The following is a 20,105-nucleotide window of genomic DNA, read 5'->3' on the forward strand; positions in this document are numbered from 1 at the left end:
TTTTTTATGTATTGTATGTTTTAATTTTACTATTTATCTCAGAAATTACCTTTAATTTATCACAAGACCATTTAGGCAGATAAAGTTTTGGCTTGTATGCATCTCCAGTCATTCTATGCACAACAGTATCCTCATTTAGAATTTTGAAACTATCTACCACCCAATCAGTGTATTCATCCATCGTCAAAATTTTGAATTTGTTTTGTTGATAATAATCGTACAATCTTGAATCTGTTTGTATATATAATGAATGAATTTTGATTCCCCAAATATCGTGTTTTTGTGTTTGGTACACACTTTCCAAGAAATCATCTTCACTTTCATAAGGAAGTCCAGCAATTACATGTGATATTACTTTTATTCCATTATCCATTAATTTTTTTGCCATATCAAAATAAACTTCATTGCTATAAGCACGATTGATTAAATCTATTGTTGAATTTTTTGTAGATTGAAGCCCCATTTCAACCCAAACATCAACCTTTTTGTTGATTTCGCTCAATAATTTTATCTTCTCATCATCCAAGCAGTCTCCTCTTGTTGCGATATCAAGTACCAGCACATTTTTGTTTTCTATAGCATCTGAGTAAATTTTCCTAAGTTCATTTACAGGCTTATAAGTATTGGTGAACGATTGAAAATACGCAATAAATTTGTCAGCTTTTTTCTTTTCGGATAATCTTTTAATTTGCAATTCAACTTGATCTTTGATTGAATACTCATTAAAAGTAAATTCACCAGAACCACTTTCAGAACAAAAAATACAACCGTTAGAATTTTTTCTATTAGGACAACTGAATCCACCATCTAACGGTAGTTTATAAACTTTCGTGCCGTATGTTTTTTTCAAATAATCACTTAATCTATTTATTTCTATTTTTTTCACGAATCCTCCTGAAAAAACTCTGCATCAATTCAACACACTCTTTTTCCATAATACTTTTTACTTCTATTTTATGATTGAGTCCTTCGTAATCATTTAATGAAATCAAAGACCCACAAGCTCCTCTTTTTTTATCAAAAGCTCCGAACACAACTTTTGGTATTCTTGAATACACCAAAGCTCCCGTGCACATCACACAAGGCTCCAGTGTCACATACATTATACAATCGTCAAGCCTAAAATTTCCGATAAATTCTGTCGCTTGATTGATAGCTTTTAGTTCTGCATGCATTGTCGCATTTTTGTCTTTTTCCACACTGTTATAAGCCTGAGCAATTATTTCTCCATCTTTAACAATGACACAACCTACAGGAACTTCATCCATATCATAAGCAATTTTAGCTTGTTCTATAGCTTTCATCATGAATTTTTCATCATTATTTTCCATAAATTATAAAACACCTTTCCTATCCGATTATATCAAATAGTTTGTATTATTTAAATTTGAATACGTAAATTGTTTGTGATATTCTTTATATATAATGTAGTATTTAAGACCAGCTATCAAATGTCAAGAGAAAATAAAAAATAATTTATCTTGAAATTTAAGGCATGTCAAACAAGCCTAAAAAATTAGGCTTAGAAAAATTTAATAAGAATTACACAACAACTAAATATTAGGTATGTAAGCTTTGTTATCCCTCAAAACAGCAAAAATAATGTTAGTAAGTTTTCTAGCAACAGCACCAATAGCTGTACCATGAGCTTTACCTCTTTGTCTAAGTTTTTGATAATACACAGACAAAGCAGGATCTTTAAAAGCAGCAACACAAGCAGCAAGCCAAATAGCACGTCTAAGATAAGGAGAACCACGTTTAGAAATCTTAGTATCAGTAGCATTAAAATTACCAGATTGCTTAACAGCAACATCTAAACCAGCATAAGCAACCAACTGATTAGCTCTCTCAAATCGTGAAATATCACCGATTTCTGAGAAAATAGCAGCACCTAAGACATCACCAATACCGGTAATAGAAGTAATAACAGGGCATAAAGAATTAATCATAGAAGAAATTTCATCTTCAATCTCAAAAATCTGATCTTCAAGAAAAGAAATTTGAGCAATAATTTGTTTGATTTGAAAAGAAAAAGACTTCAAAGCAAACTTAACACCAAAGGAATTAGAAGCTTTCTCTTGGATTTCTTTAGCCTTATCAATACCAAAGCGACCCTTACTACACTTAGACAACATCTTAGCAAGCTCATCAGCAGGAATAGAAATCATATCCTCAGGCAAAGGATACTTACTCAAAAGCTCCTTAGAAGCCACACCATAAATATTAGAAAAAAGCGAAGAATACTCAGGGAAAACCTGATCTAAAATACAAACAAGCTTTCTCTTCCAATCAGAAGCTTCATCAACAAGAGCAAACCTGAACCTAGAAAGATTTCTTAAAGCAAAAGTATCCTCATCAGAAAAATGAGAAACAGAAAACTCGCCAAACCTAAGAATTTGAGCGATAACAAAAGAATCCACAGAATCATTTTTAGTCTGTCTAATATACATCTTTCTAAAAGCATCAGACTGAATAGGATTAATAACAATACAAGAAAATCCTAAATCAATCAAGAAAGAATAAAGAGACAGCCAATAATGACCTGTAGCTTCCATACCAATAATACAATTGTTAAAATCAATCGAAAAAGAGGAAATAAATTTCTGAAACTTCTCTAATCCTCTAATAGAATTAGAAAAAGAAAAAGACTCAGAAACAAGTTTACCATTAGAATCAATTATTGAGGCTTCGTGGTTATTCTTTGCAATATCAACACCAATGTAAAACATAAAATCACCTAGCTTTAATATAAATTTAGATAGAGAAAGAACCCTCAAGAACTTTACGACAATCAAACCTCGTTAGACATACAGCAACGAAATGTGCTATCCAGCTCATACTGATAAGGACGTAAAGTAGAGGCGTAACCCTTAAATAGGAAGACTAGCTTCAAGGAGGGAGACTACGACCTCTATCTATACAATTATTATCCCATAAGAAAGTGGGATTGAGAATAAAATGTAGTATTTATTACTACAACTATATTATACGAGGAGGACTTATGTCAGAATCAAAATTTGAAGAGTTTCCATATGGAGAACTTGGAATCATAGCAATGAAGAACATTGAAGGTTTGGCAAAAGAAGTTGACGAACTTTTAGTGAAAAAAAACGGTGCAACAGAAAGTTATTTATTAAAGATAACAGAATCCAGATTTAGTAACGGTGAAGGAAAAGTTACAATCGATGAATCAGTTAGAGGTCGTGATATTTTAATCATCTCAGACGTTGGAAATTATGGATTAAAGTACAATATGTTCGGTGAACAAACTATAATCGGTCCAGATGAACACTTCCAAGATATCAAAAGAGTTATCTCCGCAATTAATGGAAAGGCTTCACGTATCAATGTAATGATGCCTCTTTTATATGCATCACGTCAACACAGACGTAAATCCAGAGAATCACTTGACTGTGCAATGGCACTTCAAGAATTAGAAGACATGGGAGTAGATGGAATTTACACATTTGATGTACACGATCCAAACGTACAAAACGCAATCCCATTGATGACATTTGAAAACATCTATCCTACAGCAGAAATAGTTACTCACTTCTTAGAAAAAGAAAATATAACTACTGATGAATTAGACAAGAAAAATATGATCATTATTTCACCAGATACTGGTGCAATGGATAGAGCAATTTACTACTCAAATATTTTAAAACAAGACATAGGATTATTCTACAAAAGACGTGATTACACTAAAGTAGTCGACGGTAAGAATCCTATTATTGAACACAAATACATCGGACGTGAAGTAGAAGGCAAAGACATATTAATCGTAGACGATATGATTGCTTCAGGCGGATCTGTTATCGATATTGCAAAACAATTGAAAAAACAAAATGCAAACAGAATATTCTGCGCAGTAAGTTTTGCTTTGTTTACTGAAGGTCCTGATAAATTCGACCAAATGAATAAAGAAGGCTACATCGACGGAGTTTATTCAACAAACTTAACATATGTACCAGAATCAATCAAAAACAAAGAATGGTTCCACGCTGTAGATATGAGCGAATTGATGAGTGAATTTATTCACCACTTCAACAGAGAAGAATCCATCTCAATTTTGTTAGATAAAACAAGAGGTATTAATATTTTATAAGGAGAAAATAATGAAATCATCTCATGGAGCAAATCTTTTTGAAATTCAAAAAGAATACGGATTTAATATAGATGAAATCAAGGATTTCAGTTCAAACGTCAATCCTTTAGGTCCAAGTCCTAAAGCGATGACTAAGCTTGAAAAAAACCTTAATAAAGTCGGAGTGTACCCTGATCCAAATTACGATCATTTACTATCATCTATTGAAAAATACACCAATGTATCAAGAGACAAAATCTTGCTTACATCTGGTAGCACTAATTTGATTTCATCATTTATATCTCTAATCAATCCAAAAAACGCAATAATATTCAACCCTAGTTATTCGGAGTATGAAAGAGAACTCAACAAAATCAACTCCAATATAATTTCTTACGATTTGGACAAATCAAATGATTTTGCGATAGATTGTGAGAAATTATCGAGAATGATAAAAGAAAACGAAGTAAGTCTTGTAATATTAACCAATCCTAATAATCCAACAGGATATGCTATCGAAAACAGAAAACTTGAAGAACTTATCAAATCAAGCAATTGCTATTTTATGATAGATGAAACTTATGTTGAGTTTTCAGATGTAGACATGTATTCTGCAGTTAATTTAACTGAAACATGTGATAACCTACTTGTTATACGATCTACATCAAAGTTTTTCGCAGCTGCCGGAATAAGATTGGGTTACGGAATAACTGGAAATAAAAAACTTTACGATGATATAAATAAACACACTAATTTGTGGAACATAAATATTTTTGCCGACATTCTTGGAGGCGAGATGTTCACAGATATCGAATACCACACAAAAGTGTTCAAATTTATCAATCGTGAAAAAGAAAAAATGATATCTACTTTAGAAAAAATTGATTGCTTGAAAGTTTATCCTTCAAAATCGAATTTCGTATTATGCGAAATATTGGATAAAAAAATAACTGCACACGAATTAAGAGAAAAATTAATTCCTCATGCTCTTATCATAAGAGACTGTGCATCGTTTAATAATTTGAATGAATACTTTTTTAGATTTTGTATTTTGGATGAGCAATCAAACGACAAATTGTTAAAATTGATTGAAGATATTTTAAAATAATCGCAATTTAAAAGATCCCAGATTTTAAAATCTGAGATCTTTTTTTGTTTGTTTATATTACTTTTTTATCTTTTTTGTGTTCATCTGATAATAAAGTTGCCATGTTAACAAATCTTTGAATTGTATCCTCATGATCTGGATGCAAATCAACTTTTTCAACATGAATTGCACACACTTTATACTCACCAGTTCCTGTGATTGGATCATAATGATTTGATGTCACTTCGTTTACTGGAGATTCTCTGTAGTGGAATGTCATGAATATCATATTAGGTAATACTCTGTCAGTTACTACAACACGAGTTACGATACTTCCCCTTCTGGATGTAACTCTGATAGTATCCAAATCTTTTACTCCCAATCTTTCTGCATCCACTGGATTGATTTCTGCAAGTTCGTAAGGACTTACTCCATCCAAATCTTTTGAGTATCTTGTAGTTATATTGTAATGATACAACATTCTTCCTGTACTTAGAATCATTGGATAATCATCATCTGGCAATTCTTCTGATGGTCTGTATTCTATTTCCATCATTTGACCTTGACCTCTTGCAAATATTCCTTTGTGCAAGTATTTTGTACCAGGATGAGATGTTGTAGGACATGGCCATTGTAAACCAACATCGTCGATTCTTTCATAAGTCATTCCTCTGTAACTTGGCATAGTTACTCTCATTTCTTCAAATACATCTTCACTTGTTTCATAACCAAAGAATACATTTGGATTGATGATTTTACTTACATCACACAAAATTGACCAGTCATTTCTAGCTTGTCCCGGAGGAGCTACAGCTTTTCTAACTCTTTGAACTCTTCTTTCAGTATTTGTAAATGTTCCGTCCTTTTCTGCGTAGCAAGTTGCTGGGAATACCACATCTGCAAGCTTTGCTGTGTCAGACATAAAGATATCTTGAACTACTAACAAATCTAAATTATTCAAAGCTCTCTTAACGTGATTTGCATCTGGATCTGATAAAACAGGATCTTCACCCATTATATACATTGCTTTAAGATTTCCCTTAACTGCTTGATTAAACATTTCGGGAATTTGGTATCCAAGATTTGGACTCAATGGAGTCTTCCATACGCTTTCGAAAAATTCACGAGCTTTTGGATCTGTAACTTTTGCATAAGCAGGATATGTGTTAGGCAAAGCACCTAAGTCACAAGCTCCTTGTACGTTGTTTTGACCTCTGATAGGGTTTATTCCTCCAGATTCAATACCAACATGACCAGTTAACATTCCTAGATTTGCCAAGCTCATTACATTTTCCGTTCCATGAGTGTGTTCTGTAATACCAAGTGTATAGAATATACCAGCTTTTTCAGTCTTTGCATACAACAAAGCTGCTTGTCTGATTAATTCTTTGTCCACACCTGTAACTTTTTCAGCTTCTTCCAAATCGTATTTCATAACTGTTTTCTTCAAGCCTTCAAAGTTTTCAACACGTGATTCAATATAATCTTTGGCTTCTAATCCTTCTTCTATGATAACTTTCATCATAGCATTTAATAAGAATACATCCGTACCCGGATTTAATCTCAACCAAATATCCGCTTCTTCTGCCAAGCCAGTTTTTCTTGGATCTACAACGATAAGTTTAGTTCCTTTTTTAACAGCTTGTTTCATCTTATTACCAATAATAGGATGAGCTTCTGTAGCATTAGAACCTATAACAAACAACAATTCTGCACCCAGAATTTCTTCTATAGAGTTTGTCATAGCTCCACTTCCTAATGTAGCTGCAAGACCTGCAACTGTTGGAGCGTGTCAGGTTCTCGCGCAGTGATCGACGTTGTTTGTTCCAATCGCTGCTCTCATCATTTTTTGGAATACAAAGTTATCTTCGTTAGTACATCTAGCAGAACTTAGACCAGCTATTGAATCTGGACCAAATTCCATCTTGATATCTCTTAACTTATTTCCAACATAACCTATGGCTTCATCCCAGCTACATTCAACCAATTCTCCATTTTTTCTAATCAATGGAGTAGTCAATCTTTCGTCTGAGTGAATCATATCTGTATGGAAACGCCCTTTGATACAAAGTGCGTTTTGATTTACATAACCATCACATGGTTCAACACCTTGAACTTTTCCATTTTTTACAATTAAGTTGAATTGACATCCTGTTCCACAGAAAGGACAAGTTGTCTTAACTTTTTCAACTTCCCAAGGTCTTGTATCTTTTAATTGTTTATTGATTAATGCACCTGTTGGACACACGCTTATGCATTGTCCACACATACGGCAGTTTTCCTTGGACAAAGGAAGATCAAAAGCTGTAGAAATATAAGAGTCAAATCCTCTATTCTTAAAATCTATTGTATGTGTACATTGAACTTCTTCACAAACTCTGACGCATTTTCCGCACAAAATACATTTGTTTTGATCTCTGAAAATCAATGGATTGCTATCGTCAACTTCGTGATTTTGAACTTCTATGTCATAATTACCATATTTGCCTAATACTTCTGGGTTTTTAACACCATATCTGTAGCACAAATCTTGTAATCTACAATTACCAACTTTTGAACAAGTCAAGCAATCTTTAGGGTGATTCATCATCAAAAGTTTAAGTATATTTTGTCTAGTTTTTACTAAACGATCAGTTTCTGTCTTAACTACCATACCGTCTTTGACCATAGTAGAACATGATGTTTGAAGTTTTCTTGATCCTTCAATCTCAACTAAACACATTCTACAACCGCCAAATTCGCTCAGATATTTATCGTGGCACAATGTCGGGATATCAATCCCAACTTTATGCGCAGCTTCTAATACAGTGGTATTTTCTTCAACTTGAACATCAATACCATCAATATTTATATTTAACATATTACACCTACCAAACTTCGTTAAATCCTACATTCAAAAATATTTCTTCTAGTTCAGTTTTATGCAATTTTTCCATTTTAGATAATCCAGCAAAAATATCTTGTTCAGCTTTATCTAAGCAAGAATTTGCAATATCAGCGTACAATTGCATAGCTTCTTCTTCTCTTTTGATAGCTAATTTGATAGCATCTCTAAAGTCCATTTCTGTAGTCATTCTTGGTCTATCAATGTCTTGTGATAAATTATAATCTTCGCTATCATCAATTTTGATAGTTTCAGCCTTAGTTTCTAAGAATTTTTGTAAGTAATCTTTGTGTTTCAATTCTTCTTTGCTGAGTCTTTCGAAAATACTTTTAGTTTGTGGATCTTCGGCTTTTTCAGCTGCATCTTTGTAAAATGTATATGAATCGTCTTCTCTATTTACAGCATCATCAATAATTGATATTAATTGTTCTCTATTCATTATTTCACCTATTCATTCTCTATATTTATATATTAATTATCTATTTTTTCGATTTTGTCTAAAATCTTGTCCAAACCTAATACATTATTCCAGCTAGCTTCGACAAATTCTCCACCAATCTTTTTGTAAGGTTGTTTTGGATTATCCACATTCAACAATTCTGTAGTTAATCTACCCTTTAAGCAAAGTGGTCTTCCATTTTCTGGACTTAATGCTCTCAATGCAATATTCTTGCCATTTTTTCTCAAAACTTCGAATTCACATCCGTATTCGCAAACTTTGCATTGAACTTTCTTAGTTTCTAACTCCCATTTTCTACCTAAATTCATAGCTCTCTTATCCATCAATGCACCTACTGGACAAGCTACTACGCATCTATTGCAAGAAATACAATAAGAAGATTCAAATGTATCGTTAATATCTAAGTTAATTCTTGTTTCGTAACCTCTATTTGAGAAATTAAGGATTTTTCTATCATCCATAACATTACAAGTTCTTACGCACTTGCCACAAAGTATACACTTGCTATCATCTCTAATGATGTATGGAGAAGAATCGTCAACTAATTTTTCTCTTTTTGCCCCGTCATGTTCTCTGAATTTTACTCCGTATTCATAAGAATACTTTTGCAATTGACATTCACCGGATTTTTGACAAGTCAAGCAATCATTTGGATGAGAATCCAACAACATTTGAAGAATTCTTTGTCTGTGTTTAATTAATCTATCAGTTTTTGTGTGAACGACCATGTTATCTTTTGCCAAAGTAGAACAAGCTGTCATTAATTTCTTGCTTCCTTCAACTTCAACTAGACAAAGTCTACAAGCGCTCACTACATCCAAATTTTTATCGTAACATAAGTTTGGAATATCAATTCCATTTTCTCTTGCTAGATCGATTATGAATTTAGGCTTATCAGTTTGAATTACTTTTCCATCAATAGTTACAGTAATCATACTATCTATCTCCTAACTACTGCGTGAACAGGACATACAGTTTCGCAATTACCACATTTGATACATTGAGATTTGTCGATAACGTGTTGTTTCTTAACTTCTCCTTCTATACAACTTACAGGGCAATTTTTAGCACATTTTGTACAACCTATACACTTGTCTGTTATTTCGTATGATAAAAGTGCCTTACATGCATGAGCAGGACATTTCTTATCGTAAATGTGAGCTTCATATTCATTTCTGAAGTATTTTAATGTTGAGATAACTGGATTTGGAGCTGTTTGTCCAAGACCACAAAGTGATGCAGAAGTAATAGTGTCACACAAATCTTCTAATGCTTCGATATCTCCATCTTCACCTTTTCCTGAAGTGATTTTTTCTAAGATTTCTAGCATTCTCTTAGTACCTTCACGACATGGAACACACTTACCGCAAGATTCATCTACAGTGAATTCAAGGAAGAATCTGGCGATATCAACCATACAGTCGTCTTCATCCATAACAATCATTCCGCCTGATCCCATGATTGAACCGATTTTTGCCAATGATTCAAAATCAACCGGAGTATCCAAGAATTCTTCTGGAATACATCCACCAGATGGTCCACCTGTTTGAACAGCTTTGAACTTCTTGCCGTCTTTAATTCCACCACCGATATCAAATATGATTTCTCTTAGAGTAGATCCCATTGGAACTTCCACCAAGCCAGTGTTTACAACTTTACCACCTAAAGCGAATACTTTAGTTCCTGGAGAACCTTCTGTACCATAACTTGTAAACCAATCTGCTCCTTTGTACATAATTGCTGGAACGTTAGCAAATGTTTCAACATTGTTGATAATAGTTGGCTTATCCCACAATCCTCTCTCAGCAGTTCTGAATATTTTAGTACGAGGCATTCCACGTCTTCCTTCGATAGATTCCATCAACGCAGTACCTTCACCACATACGAAAGCTCCAGAACCCAATCTCAATTCGATATCAAATGAGAAATCAGAACCAAAAATGTTGTTTCCTAAAAGATTCATTTCTTTTGCTTGTTGAATTGCAATTCTCAATCTCTTAACTGCAATTGGATACTCTGCTCTTACATAGATAAAACCTTGATTAGCACCTATAGCTCTACCACAAATAGCCATACCTTCTAATACTGAATGAGGGTCTCCTTCTAGGATTGCTCTGTCCATAAACGCACCAGGGTCTCCTTCGTCTGCGTTACAGATAACATATTTTTGATTATTTTCTACTTTATAAGCTGATTCCCATTTTCTTCCTGTAGGGAAACCTGCTCCTCCACGACCTCTCAATCCTGATTTCTTCATTTCTTCAATTATTTCTTTTTGGTCTAAATCAAAAATGGCTTTATGTAAAGCTTGATAACCATCTGCACCAATATATTCGTTCAAAGATTCTAATTGAATTTTTTCTACATTTCTTAAAGCTATCTTAAATTGTTTATCGTAGAAATCAACTGAATTGTATTTCAAAATCTTATCATCTTGTTTTGCATTTTCATAAACAACATCTTCATCAACATCATCATTTACAATTGATTTGTCGACAATGCTCTTAACATCTGATAATTTAACTCTTGTGTAGAAAATTCCTTCAGGATATACAACAACGTTAGGACCAGTTTCGCAAAGTCCGATACATCCTACTGGAACAACCACTACGTTTTCAATTTTTTCTTCTTCTATATATTTGTTAAACTCATCAATCAAAGATTTAGCGCCTGTAGCTTCACAACCAGCTCCACCACACACAACTATTTGTTTTTCTTTTGGATTAGTATGTTCAACATAAATTTTATCCTTTACGAGTTCACGCATCTTTATATTTTTTGCATACTCGTCTCTTATCTCATTAAGTTTTTCAATATTCATAACAAATCCCCTAATAACTAATTATATTTACTAATAATTGATTCTAATTCATTAACAGCTACCTTACCGTACACATCGCCGTTAATAACAATAACTGGAGCTAATGCGCACAAACCAACACATCTACATGGTGTGATGGAAAATTTTTGATCTTCGGTAGTACTACCTGCAGGAATCTTCAAAATCTCTTGTAGTTTTTCAGAAACTCTTTGAGCTCCTTTTACATAACAAGCAGTTCCTTCGCAAACTTGAATATCATATTTTCCTTTTGGAATCAAAGAAAATTGTGCATAAAAAGTTATAACACCGTAAATTTCTGACAAAGGAATGTCTAATATTTTAGAAATCATTGTAATAATTTCCTTAGGCAAATAACCAAATTCATCTTGTGCACGTTGTAGAACGGGCATCAAAGGACCTTTAATATCCTTTTTGCTTCTTACAAATTCTCGAAATTCTTCGACTTGAGAAGCATGTTCTTTTAAGTCAAATGTAAAACTCATTAAAATCCTCCTAAAAAATTGTTTTCCTTGTGTTATCGAAATTATTTTTCTTTTATATTTTTAATTATACCACTTATATTGTCTAAAGTAAATTAGTATTATGTTGAAAAACCTCATTAATATTCATTATCATTTTAAATATTATCATATTTACGCACTTTTGTTGAATATATATTCCTTATAATGTATTATACGGATAATTAACTTTATTATATTGATAAAGTAATTGATATATTTAAATTGTTATTACTTCATTTAATTAAATTAAACTGTTTACGCAAAAATTTATGAAAATAATTTCCTTATGTTTTATAAAAGATAACGAAATATGGTATAATATACATTAATAAATTAATTGGAGGTTATATGGATTTTATTATAGGTACATCTGGCCATATTGATCATGGAAAAACTACATTAATAAAAGCTTTAACCGGAAATAGCACTGATAGACTACCGGAAGAAAAAAAGAGAGGAATTTCTATCGATTTAGGTTTTAGCTATTTTGATCTTCCAAGTGGTCAACGAGCTGGAATAATTGACGTGCCAGGTCACGAAAAATTCGTAAAAAATATGATGACCGGTACTTTTGGAATGGATATGATTCTTTTATGTATCGACTGTAAGGAAGGTGTAATGCCACAAACTGTTGAACATTTGGATATACTTAGGTTTTTGAATAAAACTGAAGGAATCGTAGTTTTAACCAAAAGAGACTTGGCAACTGATGAAGAAACTGAAAAAACAATCGAACAAGTTAAAGAATTAGTAAAAGGAACTTTCCTTGAAAATTGTCCTATTTGCGAAGTAGATTCTATTTCGAAAAGAGGAATAGATAATTTGATTCAAATGATTGATTCTGAATCCAAGAATTTGAAGCAAAAACACGCCGAAAGAGATTACAGAATGAATATCGACAGAAAATTCAACGTAAAAGGAATTGGAACAGTTGTAACAGGAACTTTATTAGACGGTGATATTCACAAGGGAGAATCTTTTATTTATCCAATAGAAAAAGATATCAACATTAAAAATATTCAAGTTCACAATAAGAATGTAAACGTCGCTCACCCATCCCAAAGGGTTGCTTTGAATATAAATCTTAATTTGGATGAAATAGACAGAGGTTACGTAATAGCTAAGAAAAACTCATTAAAAGCTTTCAATATGATAGATGTTAGACTTACGCTACTTGAAAGCGCCTCTCCTCTTAACCACTGGGACAGAGTTAGATTATTCCACGGAACAAAAGAAATTTTCGGAAGAGTTGTTCCTCTTGATAAACAAGTAATACAACCAGGTTCTCAAGCTTTGGTTCAAATAAGACTTGAAGAAAAAATCTATGCAAAAACATCTGATCCATTTATTTTAAGACAATTCTCACCACAAGTTACAATCGGTGGCGGAATTATAATAGATGGTTCTGTAAGAAAACATAAGTTATTTGATGAAGAAATCATTGAAAATCTTAAAATCAAAGAAGAAGGCAAAATCAAAGATATCATCCTAAATTATCTACAAGACGAAACTTTCCCTACTAAAATAGATGACTTGGTATTCTATTCTTCTGAATCTAAGGACAAAGTTTTAAAAGAGTTGGATGAACTAAAACAAGAAGATAAAGTTGTAATTAGAAATGATAAAGTTTTAGAAAAAGAAGCTTATTTAAAATTATTAGGTAAATTAAAAATGTTTGTGATTTCATTCCACAAAACAAATCCTTTGTTACCTGGAATTAACAAAGAAGAACTTCTTAAAAAATTGCAACTAGACGATGACAGACCTTTCTTCAATTACATGATTAAAGATTTAATCGACCAAGAAGTTTTGATGGAAGAAAGTGGTATAATATCATCTAAATGTCACAAAGTTCAGTTAAGTGATGAAGATGAAAAAATCAGAAAGAAAATGCTTCAAGATATTTGCCAAAACCAATTCGACAAATTATTGAAGATAGACAATGTTGTTCACAACCAAAAGGACAAGACTATTTTGGGAATTTTATTGCAAAAAGATGTCGTAATTTTAAGAGATAACTTCTTGATTTCTAAAAAATGCTACGACAAATTTATCAAAACTGTCGATGATCACTTCAATAAGAACAAAACTTTGAATGTGAAAGAACTCAAAGATATGCTTAATATGTCAAGAAAAAGTGCAATTACACTTCTAGAAACTTTGGACATTAAAGGCTATACTAAGAGAATTGAAAATGACAGAGTTAAAGTAAAAGATTTTAAATAATAGAATTGGGCTTTGCTTATGCATTGCCCTAATCTATTATATTTATTACAGTTTTGTGAATTGAATGTAAAATAATTTGTAAATTAACTGTAGTTTTGGTATAATATTAAAGTATTTGGGAATTGATGGGTGCTGGTGTGCCCTGCGGTCTTCAAAACCGTCTCAGGTAGTTAGGAGCTGCCCGGGTAGGTTCGATTCCTACCATTTCCCGCCATACATACTCTAGATAGCTAAATTTAGCTATCTATTTTTTTTGGAGTACTAAAAAAGTACTAAAAAAAATCAGTGAGTGTTGAAATATTTTAACATTCACTGATTTTTTGTTTTATAGATATTTCTTCAAAGCTTCTGCTTTATCACATTTTTCCCATGATAAATCCAAATCATTACGTCCGAAATGTCCGTAGCTTGCAACATCTCTATAAATTGGTCTTTGTAAATCCAATTTGTCGATGATTGCTTTTGGTCTTGCATCAAAGTTTTCATTTATTGCTTGAATAATTTTTCCTTCTTCGATTTTATTTGTTCCAAATGTGTTAATGAACATACTGATTGGTTTTGCAACTCCGATTGCATAAGAGAAACCTACTTCACATTTGTCGCAAAGTCCAGCTGCTACGACATTTTTTGCGATATATCTTGCAAAATATGCTGCTGATCTATCAGTTTTTGTAGGGTCTTTGCCACTGAATGCTCCACCACCGTGATTACAGAATCCACCGTAAGTATCTACGATGATTTTTCTTCCTGTAAGTCCAGCATCTCCCATTGGTCCGCCGATTACGAATTTTCCTGTTGGGTTGATGAAGAATTTTGTGTTTTCGTCAATCATAGATTCATCTACGATTTTCAAGATAACTTCTCTTTTGATGTCTTCCTTTAATTGTTCATAATCAACGTCTGGATCGTGTTGTGTTGAAACTACGATAGCTTCAATTCTTTTTGGTGCGTCGTTTTCGTATTCAACAGTTACTTGTGTCTTGCCATCTGGTCTCAAATAATTTAAGATTTTTTCTTTTCTAACAGTTGCAAGTCTTCTTGCTAATTTGTGTGATAATTCCAATGGCAATGGCAATCCTGATTCTGTTTCATTAGTTGCATAACCGAATACCATTCCTTGGTCTCCTGCACCGTATCTATCGTATTCGTCTGATTTATTGCCCTTGTATTCTTCAGATTCATCAACACCTTGTGCGATGTCTGTAGATTGTTCTTCTAATGAAGTAATGATTGCGCAAGTTCCTGCATCAATACCATAATCAGCATTATCATATCCGATTTCTTCCAAAGTTTTTCTGACGATCGATCTGATGTCCACATAACTTGTTGTAGTGATTTCACCCATTACCATAACAAGTCCTGTTGTTGAACAAGTTTCACAAGCAACCCTTGCATCCTTGTCTTCTTTAATTATTGCATCTAATATTGCATCAGAAATTTGGTCACAAACCTTGTCTGGGTGACCTTCAGTAACTGATTCAGATGTTAAAAATATGTTTTTCATAATACCTCCATAAAAAAATCCTCACCTGAAAAGGTAAGGATGTGTAAACTTATCTTTCAGGATTTCCTGTGGGATTTAGCACCTAATTTAATAGGTTGCTGAGTTTCATAGGGCCCATTCCCTCCACTGCTCTTAATAAGATAATTATCTAATTGTTACAATATAACACTAACACTATTATAAGATTCTGTCAAGTGCTTTAATCGATATTTTCCATTGCGCTTTTGCGATACATTTTTATTGCTCTTACTAGCAACAAAACTATCACAACAAGCATCAATCCAAATGATATTCCGATTTCCAATAGTTTTACATCATTCAATAAAAATCTAACAGGCATCAAAGTTGCCGATGAAAATGGCACAAACGATAATATTTTAATCAAAAGATCGCTGTCTTTTCCCAATGAATTTATTATCACGAAGAACAATCCTACCAATACCAAAAATATTGGAACTATTAGGAAGTTAACTTCTTCCGCTCTTTTTACAGCAAGTCCAAGAATTTGGAACAAAATCAAATACAAAACAAATCCAAACACTACAAATAAAAGTATAGTCAACAAGAATTTTATACTCAAAGTATTTGTGAAAAACGTCCATATTCCTTCTGGATAGTAGTTTTTATTGACAAATATTCCGATTATTCCCGCAAAAATAAATATAAAATATTGGATTAATCCTAAAACTGCTGAACTCAAAAGTTTACCAAACACAAATACACTTGGCTTTGCAGATGATAAAAGCACCTCAATTGTCTTATCCTTTTTTTCCCTTGAAATATTGTTACTCATAACGCTTCCGTAAAAAAGTATCATCAAATCAAAAAGAATGACAAAAACTATGGAAAATACAAATGAATGCGACCTGTCTTTATTCAAAACTTTTTCCGTAAAATCTATCTTTGCCTTAGAATTTTTTTCAATTATTCCAGGATCTACCCCATTATTTATCAAGCTTTTATCGTAATTATATTTTTCCAAAGCTCTCGTGAATCTTTCGGAATGATCGTCCATAAATTCTTTGTTTTTGATATAAGAATTGAACTTAGTTGGAGTTTCTACTACAAATCCTATATTGTATTCACCATTTTCTACAGCTTTTTTTACATCAGCCTCAGAAGTAAGCACATCTTTACTTTCAAGTCCCATGATAGTCTTTAAATATTCAACGTCAATATCCTTATTTGACGAATAAATGCAAGTGTTTTTGAATGTGAGCGCATTAATATCAACGGTTGCGTTTTTGTTTGCACCTGCATTGGTGTTGTTGAAAATAGATGGCATAAACCTTGGCAAGAAAGACAAAGCAAACACCAATACTGTAATCACCAATGTAGCAATCAAATACGAATTGTGTCTGATTATGGAGTTAAATTCAAAATTAAATACTCTGCTGAATTTTTTCATTATTCTCTAACACCAACCTTTGACACGAAAACATCTTGAAGACTTGGTTCATATTGGCTGAAACAATTGATGTCGATTTGATTAAGCATCATAAATTCCAATATGTCTTCTTTCGTTACATTCTCAGTAAGTCTAACCAACAGCTTGAATTCTCTGACAACAGCATCTGGATAAATCAAGTTTTCTGCTTCTAACAATTCTTTCAATTCCCAAATTCCCATGTTGTTTGCATTAAGTAGCATCTTCTTCTCAGCCATAGAAGCTTTGATTTCATTCAAGTCGCCATTCAAAATAATTCTTCCCTCTTCGATGACACAAACATCCCTGCAGAATTCTTCTACATAGCTCATTAAATGGCTGGAAAATATAACAATTTTTTGATTTTGTATAAATTCTCCCACAGCTAGTTTAAGTTCATGAGCATTGATTGGATCAAGTCCAGAAAACGGCTCATCAAGAACCAAAATATCCGGATCATTTAAAAGAGCCGAAATTATTTGAACTTTTTGTCTCAAACCTTTTGATAAAGTGGACAATTTTCTGTTCTTGTATTTTGCAAGGTCAAATCTGTCAAGCCAATATCTGACATTTTGAAGCGCACTTCTCCTATCGGTGCCTTTGAGTCTGGCAAAATAATACAACTGTGTGAACACTTTTTCATTAGAATACAATCCTCTTTCTTCAGGAAGATATCCGATATTAACTTCATCATGGTTAATGGGAGAGCCGTTAACCAAAACTTGCCCACTATCAGCACTCAAAACATCCGTAATGATTCTCATAGTTGTAGTTTTTCCGGCTCCATTTCTACCCAAAAACCCAAAAGCACGTCCGCTTTCAACTTTAAATGAAATATCGGTTAAAACTTTGTTATCTCCAAAAGATTTGTTCACATGTTTTAACTCAAGATTCATACTATTTACCGATTATTTCGATGTTGAATCCATCTGGATCCTTCATGAAATAAAACTTTGCAACTCCTTCAAGTCCGCCTAATTCATCAACTTCATAACCTAAAGATTTGTGATATTCGTGCGATTTTTTCAAATCTTCAACTTCAAAAGCCATGTGACCGTAGAAATCACCATGAGTATAATCTGTTTTTCCGTAGTTGTAAGTCAATTCTATTTCGTAATCGTGATCACTTGTCATATACACAAGTGTGAATTCATCTTCTGGGAAATCTTTTGTTTTTGTAACTTCCATTCCCAATGCTTTTTCATAAAATTCGATTGATTTTTCCAAGTTAGTTACTCTTATACATGTGTGTAATGATTTGTATTTCATGATTATCTCCTTTATTTATTGACAATTTCTTCAAATTCTAATACTTTTTCTTTAAAAACTTCAAAAGCAGTTCTCAAAACTTCTTTATCTTTGATGTTTGCTCCAGCGTTTTTAAGTTGTACTAGAGGATAGTTTTTGTTACCATCTTTCAAGAAATTCTTGTAGTTTTCCAAATCTTGCTCATTTCCCGATAAAATCTTTTGTGACAAGATTGATGATGAACTAAGACCTGTAGCATACTTATACACATAGAAGTTAGTGTAGAAATGAGGAATTCTTGACCATTCGTACTTAATCAAATCATCTGATACAACACTATCTCCAAAGTATTTTTTGTTTAAGTTAAGGTAGATTTCGTTGAAATCTTCTCCAGTTAATGCCTTTTCTTCTTCAACTAATTTGTGAGTTTCTCGTTCAAATTCTGCAAACATAGTTTGTCTGAAAATTGTTGATTTGAATGAGTTGATGTGATGATCTAACAAGTATAGTTTTTCATCGTCATTCTTAGCGTTTTTAATCATATAATCCAACAACAACATTTCGTTACAAGTACTTGCAACTTCCGCAACAAATATAGTATAACCTGCATATTTGAACTCATTGTTAGCTCTTGAATAATATGAATGAATCGAATGACCCAATTCGTGAATCAAAGTGAACACAGAATCCACATCATTTGTGTAGTTTAATAAAATATATGGATAAGAGTCGTAAGATCCCCAACTATAAGCGCCTGGTTTCTTGCCATCTTTTGGATATACATCAATCCAATTTTCTTCAAAAGCCTTCTTCATGATAGATTGATATTCTTCTCCCATTGGTTTTACAGCTTCAATCACCATTTTCTTAGCTTCTTCAAATGGGATTTCACGGTCAAAACCTTTTGTAGATGGAACATAAACATCGTACATGTGGTGCTCATCTAATCCTAACAATTTTGTTCTTGCCTTATAGTATTTGTACATGTATGGCAAATATTCGTGCACAATGTCGATCAAATTATCGTACACAACTTCTTCAACATCGTCGTTGAACAATTCCATTTGTCTTGCACTGTCGTATTTTTTGATTTTAGATAGTATAACCAAGTTTTTGATATTTGCATACAAAGTAGAGCCAAATGTATTGTTGTATTTAGCTAATTCATCGTAATATTTTTCAAAAACTTCTTTTCTTTGTTCACGTGGAAGCTTAGATAATAGTGGAACAAAATTTGCATTTGTAAGCTTTTCATCGATTGATTCTACATAAGGAAATTCCATATCTGTGTTTTGCAAACTATAGAAATCATTGTGAGGGCTTGACATAGCTTCACTCATAAGAGAAATAATGTTTTCTTCTTCTGCAGATAAAGTGTGTTCCTTAAATCTCAAAATCTTTTTGAAAAATATTTCATAACTTGGATTTTCTTTGATAAGTTTGTCTTGTTCATCTTCTTTTAATGATAAAACAAATGGTTCAACAAAAGAAAATCTAGATTGTAGCTTGTTGTACAATGATGATAATTCCAATTCCAATTTTACACTATCTGAAACCTTGCTGTTTTCATCCTTTTTCATTGAAGCGTAAGTGTACAAATTATCCATTACTCTGTCAGTTTCGAAAAGTAAATCCAATATTTTTACGAAATTATCCTTTTCATTTTTCTTCAACTCATCAATTTTATTAATATTTTCGTTAACTAATTTAATATCTTTTTCGATTGCATTTTTGTCCTTATACATCTTGGACAAATCCCAATTACACATAAAATCACCTCTCTTTATATAATACCCCAAACACACATCAATCACAAACAAAAAAAGAATTCGTTTTAGAAT

Annotated in this window: 15 protein-coding genes, 1 tRNA gene, 1 pseudogene and 1 riboswitch; of the genes and pseudogenes, 4 read left to right on the plus strand and 13 right to left on the minus strand. The window is 32.6% G+C overall.

What is annotated here, in order from left to right; genetic code table 11:
• Window positions 1-4: 4 nt before the first annotated feature.
• The 3 genes from HMPREF0391_RS01460 to HMPREF0391_RS01470 form a co-directional block, all read right to left on the minus strand.
• Window positions 5-886 carry a TIGR01212 family radical SAM protein gene (locus HMPREF0391_RS01460; RefSeq protein WP_002835050.1) on the minus strand — a complete coding sequence of 294 codons (882 nt, stop codon included), beginning with the start codon at window positions 884-886 and terminating at the stop codon, window positions 5-7.
• The gene (gene tadA, locus HMPREF0391_RS01465; protein ID WP_002835051.1) at window positions 864-1,331 is read right to left on the minus strand and encodes a tRNA adenosine(34) deaminase TadA; all 468 of its coding nucleotides are present in this window, start codon (window positions 1,329-1,331) and stop codon (window positions 864-866) included. Before tadA ends, HMPREF0391_RS01460 begins: the two co-directional genes overlap by 23 nt.
• A 222-nt stretch (window positions 1,332-1,553) precedes the next feature.
• On the minus strand, window positions 1,554-2,729 hold the full coding sequence (locus HMPREF0391_RS01470) for an IS110 family transposase (RefSeq protein ID WP_002835052.1): 1,176 nt from the start codon (window positions 2,727-2,729) through the stop codon (window positions 1,554-1,556).
• 272 nt (window positions 2,730-3,001) lie between these two features.
• Between HMPREF0391_RS01470 and HMPREF0391_RS01475 the strand changes: the two genes are divergently transcribed.
• Together HMPREF0391_RS01475 and HMPREF0391_RS01480 are read left to right on the plus strand one after the other, a co-directional pair.
• Complete coding sequence (locus HMPREF0391_RS01475) at window positions 3,002-4,108, plus strand: ribose-phosphate pyrophosphokinase (RefSeq protein ID WP_002835053.1); 1,107 nt, start codon at window positions 3,002-3,004, stop codon at window positions 4,106-4,108.
• 10 nt (window positions 4,109-4,118) lie between these two features.
• Window positions 4,119-5,195 (plus strand): pyridoxal phosphate-dependent aminotransferase, encoded by a 1,077-nt coding sequence (locus HMPREF0391_RS01480; protein ID WP_002835054.1) that lies wholly within the window; start codon window positions 4,119-4,121, stop codon window positions 5,193-5,195.
• Between the two features lie 148 nt (window positions 5,196-5,343).
• Here the strand turns inward: HMPREF0391_RS01480 and fdhF are convergent.
• From fdhF to HMPREF0391_RS01510, 5 genes and pseudogenes are all read right to left on the minus strand, one after another.
• A pseudogene (gene fdhF, locus HMPREF0391_RS09270) lies at window positions 5,344-8,034 on the minus strand (formate dehydrogenase subunit alpha); the annotation flags it as partial.
• Window positions 8,035-8,041: 7 nt separating this feature from the next.
• The gene (locus HMPREF0391_RS01495; protein WP_002835060.1) at window positions 8,042-8,497 is read right to left on the minus strand and encodes a ferritin-like domain-containing protein; all 456 of its coding nucleotides are present in this window, start codon (window positions 8,495-8,497) and stop codon (window positions 8,042-8,044) included.
• 32 nt (window positions 8,498-8,529) lie between these two features.
• Window positions 8,530-9,453: a 2Fe-2S iron-sulfur cluster-binding protein gene (locus HMPREF0391_RS01500; RefSeq protein ID WP_002835061.1), complete on the minus strand. Its 924-nt coding sequence runs from the start codon at window positions 9,451-9,453 to the stop codon at window positions 8,530-8,532.
• Window positions 9,454-9,458: 5 nt separating this feature from the next.
• Entirely contained in the window at window positions 9,459-11,339 is a 1,881-nt protein-coding gene (locus HMPREF0391_RS01505; protein WP_002835063.1) for an NADH-quinone oxidoreductase subunit NuoF, read from the minus strand.
• Between the two features lie 17 nt (window positions 11,340-11,356).
• Window positions 11,357-11,842: a complex I 24 kDa subunit family protein gene (locus HMPREF0391_RS01510; RefSeq protein WP_002835065.1), complete on the minus strand. Its 486-nt coding sequence runs from the start codon at window positions 11,840-11,842 to the stop codon at window positions 11,357-11,359.
• Between the two features lie 366 nt (window positions 11,843-12,208).
• Between HMPREF0391_RS01510 and selB the strand changes: the two genes are divergently transcribed.
• Together selB and HMPREF0391_RS09400 are read left to right on the plus strand one after the other, a co-directional pair.
• Window positions 12,209-14,086, plus strand: a complete 1,878-nt coding sequence (gene selB, locus HMPREF0391_RS01515; protein ID WP_002835067.1) for a selenocysteine-specific translation elongation factor — start codon at window positions 12,209-12,211, stop codon at window positions 14,084-14,086.
• A gap of 117 nt (window positions 14,087-14,203) precedes the next feature.
• Window positions 14,204-14,300, plus strand: a tRNA-Sec gene (locus HMPREF0391_RS09400).
• 111 nt (window positions 14,301-14,411) lie between these two features.
• On the opposite strand, the gene metK is transcribed toward HMPREF0391_RS09400, so the two are convergent.
• From metK to pepF, 5 genes are all read right to left on the minus strand, one after another.
• Window positions 14,412-15,590, minus strand: coding sequence for a methionine adenosyltransferase (gene metK, locus HMPREF0391_RS01520; RefSeq protein WP_002835069.1), 1,179 nt, complete (start codon window positions 15,588-15,590; stop codon window positions 14,412-14,414).
• A gap of 46 nt (window positions 15,591-15,636) precedes the next feature.
• A riboswitch (SAM riboswitch) is annotated at window positions 15,637-15,732 on the minus strand.
• 57 nt (window positions 15,733-15,789) lie between these two features.
• Window positions 15,790-16,998 (minus strand): ABC transporter permease, encoded by a 1,209-nt coding sequence (locus tag HMPREF0391_RS01525; RefSeq protein WP_002835071.1) that lies wholly within the window; start codon window positions 16,996-16,998, stop codon window positions 15,790-15,792.
• Complete coding sequence (locus tag HMPREF0391_RS01530) at window positions 16,998-17,912, minus strand: ABC transporter ATP-binding protein (protein ID WP_002835073.1); 915 nt, start codon at window positions 17,910-17,912, stop codon at window positions 16,998-17,000. The genes HMPREF0391_RS01525 and HMPREF0391_RS01530 overlap by 1 nt, the downstream gene beginning before the upstream one ends.
• A gap of 1 nt (window position 17,913) precedes the next feature.
• Window positions 17,914-18,285 carry a VOC family protein gene (locus tag HMPREF0391_RS01535; RefSeq protein WP_002835075.1) on the minus strand — a complete coding sequence of 124 codons (372 nt, stop codon included), beginning with the start codon at window positions 18,283-18,285 and terminating at the stop codon, window positions 17,914-17,916.
• A gap of 11 nt (window positions 18,286-18,296) precedes the next feature.
• On the minus strand, window positions 18,297-20,033 hold the full coding sequence (gene pepF / locus HMPREF0391_RS01540; protein ID WP_035109087.1) for an oligoendopeptidase F: 1,737 nt from the start codon (window positions 20,031-20,033) through the stop codon (window positions 18,297-18,299).
• Between the last annotated feature and the right edge of the window lie 72 nt (window positions 20,034-20,105).

Origin of the sequence: Finegoldia magna ATCC 53516, assembly GCF_000159695.1 — a bacterium.
GTDB classification, from domain to species: Bacteria; Bacillota; Clostridia; order Tissierellales; family Peptoniphilaceae; genus Finegoldia; species Finegoldia magna_F.

Bases quoted from the DNA above. Each gene is read 5' to 3' on its own strand.
- tadA (WP_002835051.1), bottom strand. From the start codon at position 1,331: ATGGAAAATAATGATGAAAAATTCATGATGAAAGCTATAGAACAAGCT.
- HMPREF0391_RS01470 (WP_002835052.1), bottom strand. From the start codon at position 2,729: ATGTTTTACATTGGTGTTGATATTGCAAAGAATAACCACGAAGCCTCA.
- HMPREF0391_RS01475 (WP_002835053.1), top strand. From the start codon at position 3,002: ATGTCAGAATCAAAATTTGAAGAGTTTCCATATGGAGAACTTGGAATC.
- HMPREF0391_RS01480 (WP_002835054.1), top strand. From the start codon at position 4,119: ATGAAATCATCTCATGGAGCAAATCTTTTTGAAATTCAAAAAGAATAC.
- HMPREF0391_RS01495 (WP_002835060.1), bottom strand. From the start codon at position 8,497: ATGAATAGAGAACAATTAATATCAATTATTGATGATGCTGTAAATAGA.
- HMPREF0391_RS01500 (WP_002835061.1), bottom strand. From the start codon at position 9,453: ATGATTACTGTAACTATTGATGGAAAAGTAATTCAAACTGATAAGCCT.
- HMPREF0391_RS01505 (WP_002835063.1), bottom strand. From the start codon at position 11,339: ATGAATATTGAAAAACTTAATGAGATAAGAGACGAGTATGCAAAAAAT.
- HMPREF0391_RS01510 (WP_002835065.1), bottom strand. From the start codon at position 11,842: ATGAGTTTTACATTTGACTTAAAAGAACATGCTTCTCAAGTCGAAGAA.
- selB (WP_002835067.1), top strand. From the start codon at position 12,209: ATGGATTTTATTATAGGTACATCTGGCCATATTGATCATGGAAAAACT.
- metK (WP_002835069.1), bottom strand. From the start codon at position 15,590: ATGAAAAACATATTTTTAACATCTGAATCAGTTACTGAAGGTCACCCA.
- HMPREF0391_RS01525 (WP_002835071.1), bottom strand. From the start codon at position 16,998: ATGAAAAAATTCAGCAGAGTATTTAATTTTGAATTTAACTCCATAATC.
- HMPREF0391_RS01530 (WP_002835073.1), bottom strand. From the start codon at position 17,912: ATGAATCTTGAGTTAAAACATGTGAACAAATCTTTTGGAGATAACAAA.
- HMPREF0391_RS01535 (WP_002835075.1), bottom strand. From the start codon at position 18,285: ATGAAATACAAATCATTACACACATGTATAAGAGTAACTAACTTGGAA.
- pepF (WP_035109087.1), bottom strand. From the start codon at position 20,033: ATGTGTAATTGGGATTTGTCCAAGATGTATAAGGACAAAAATGCAATC.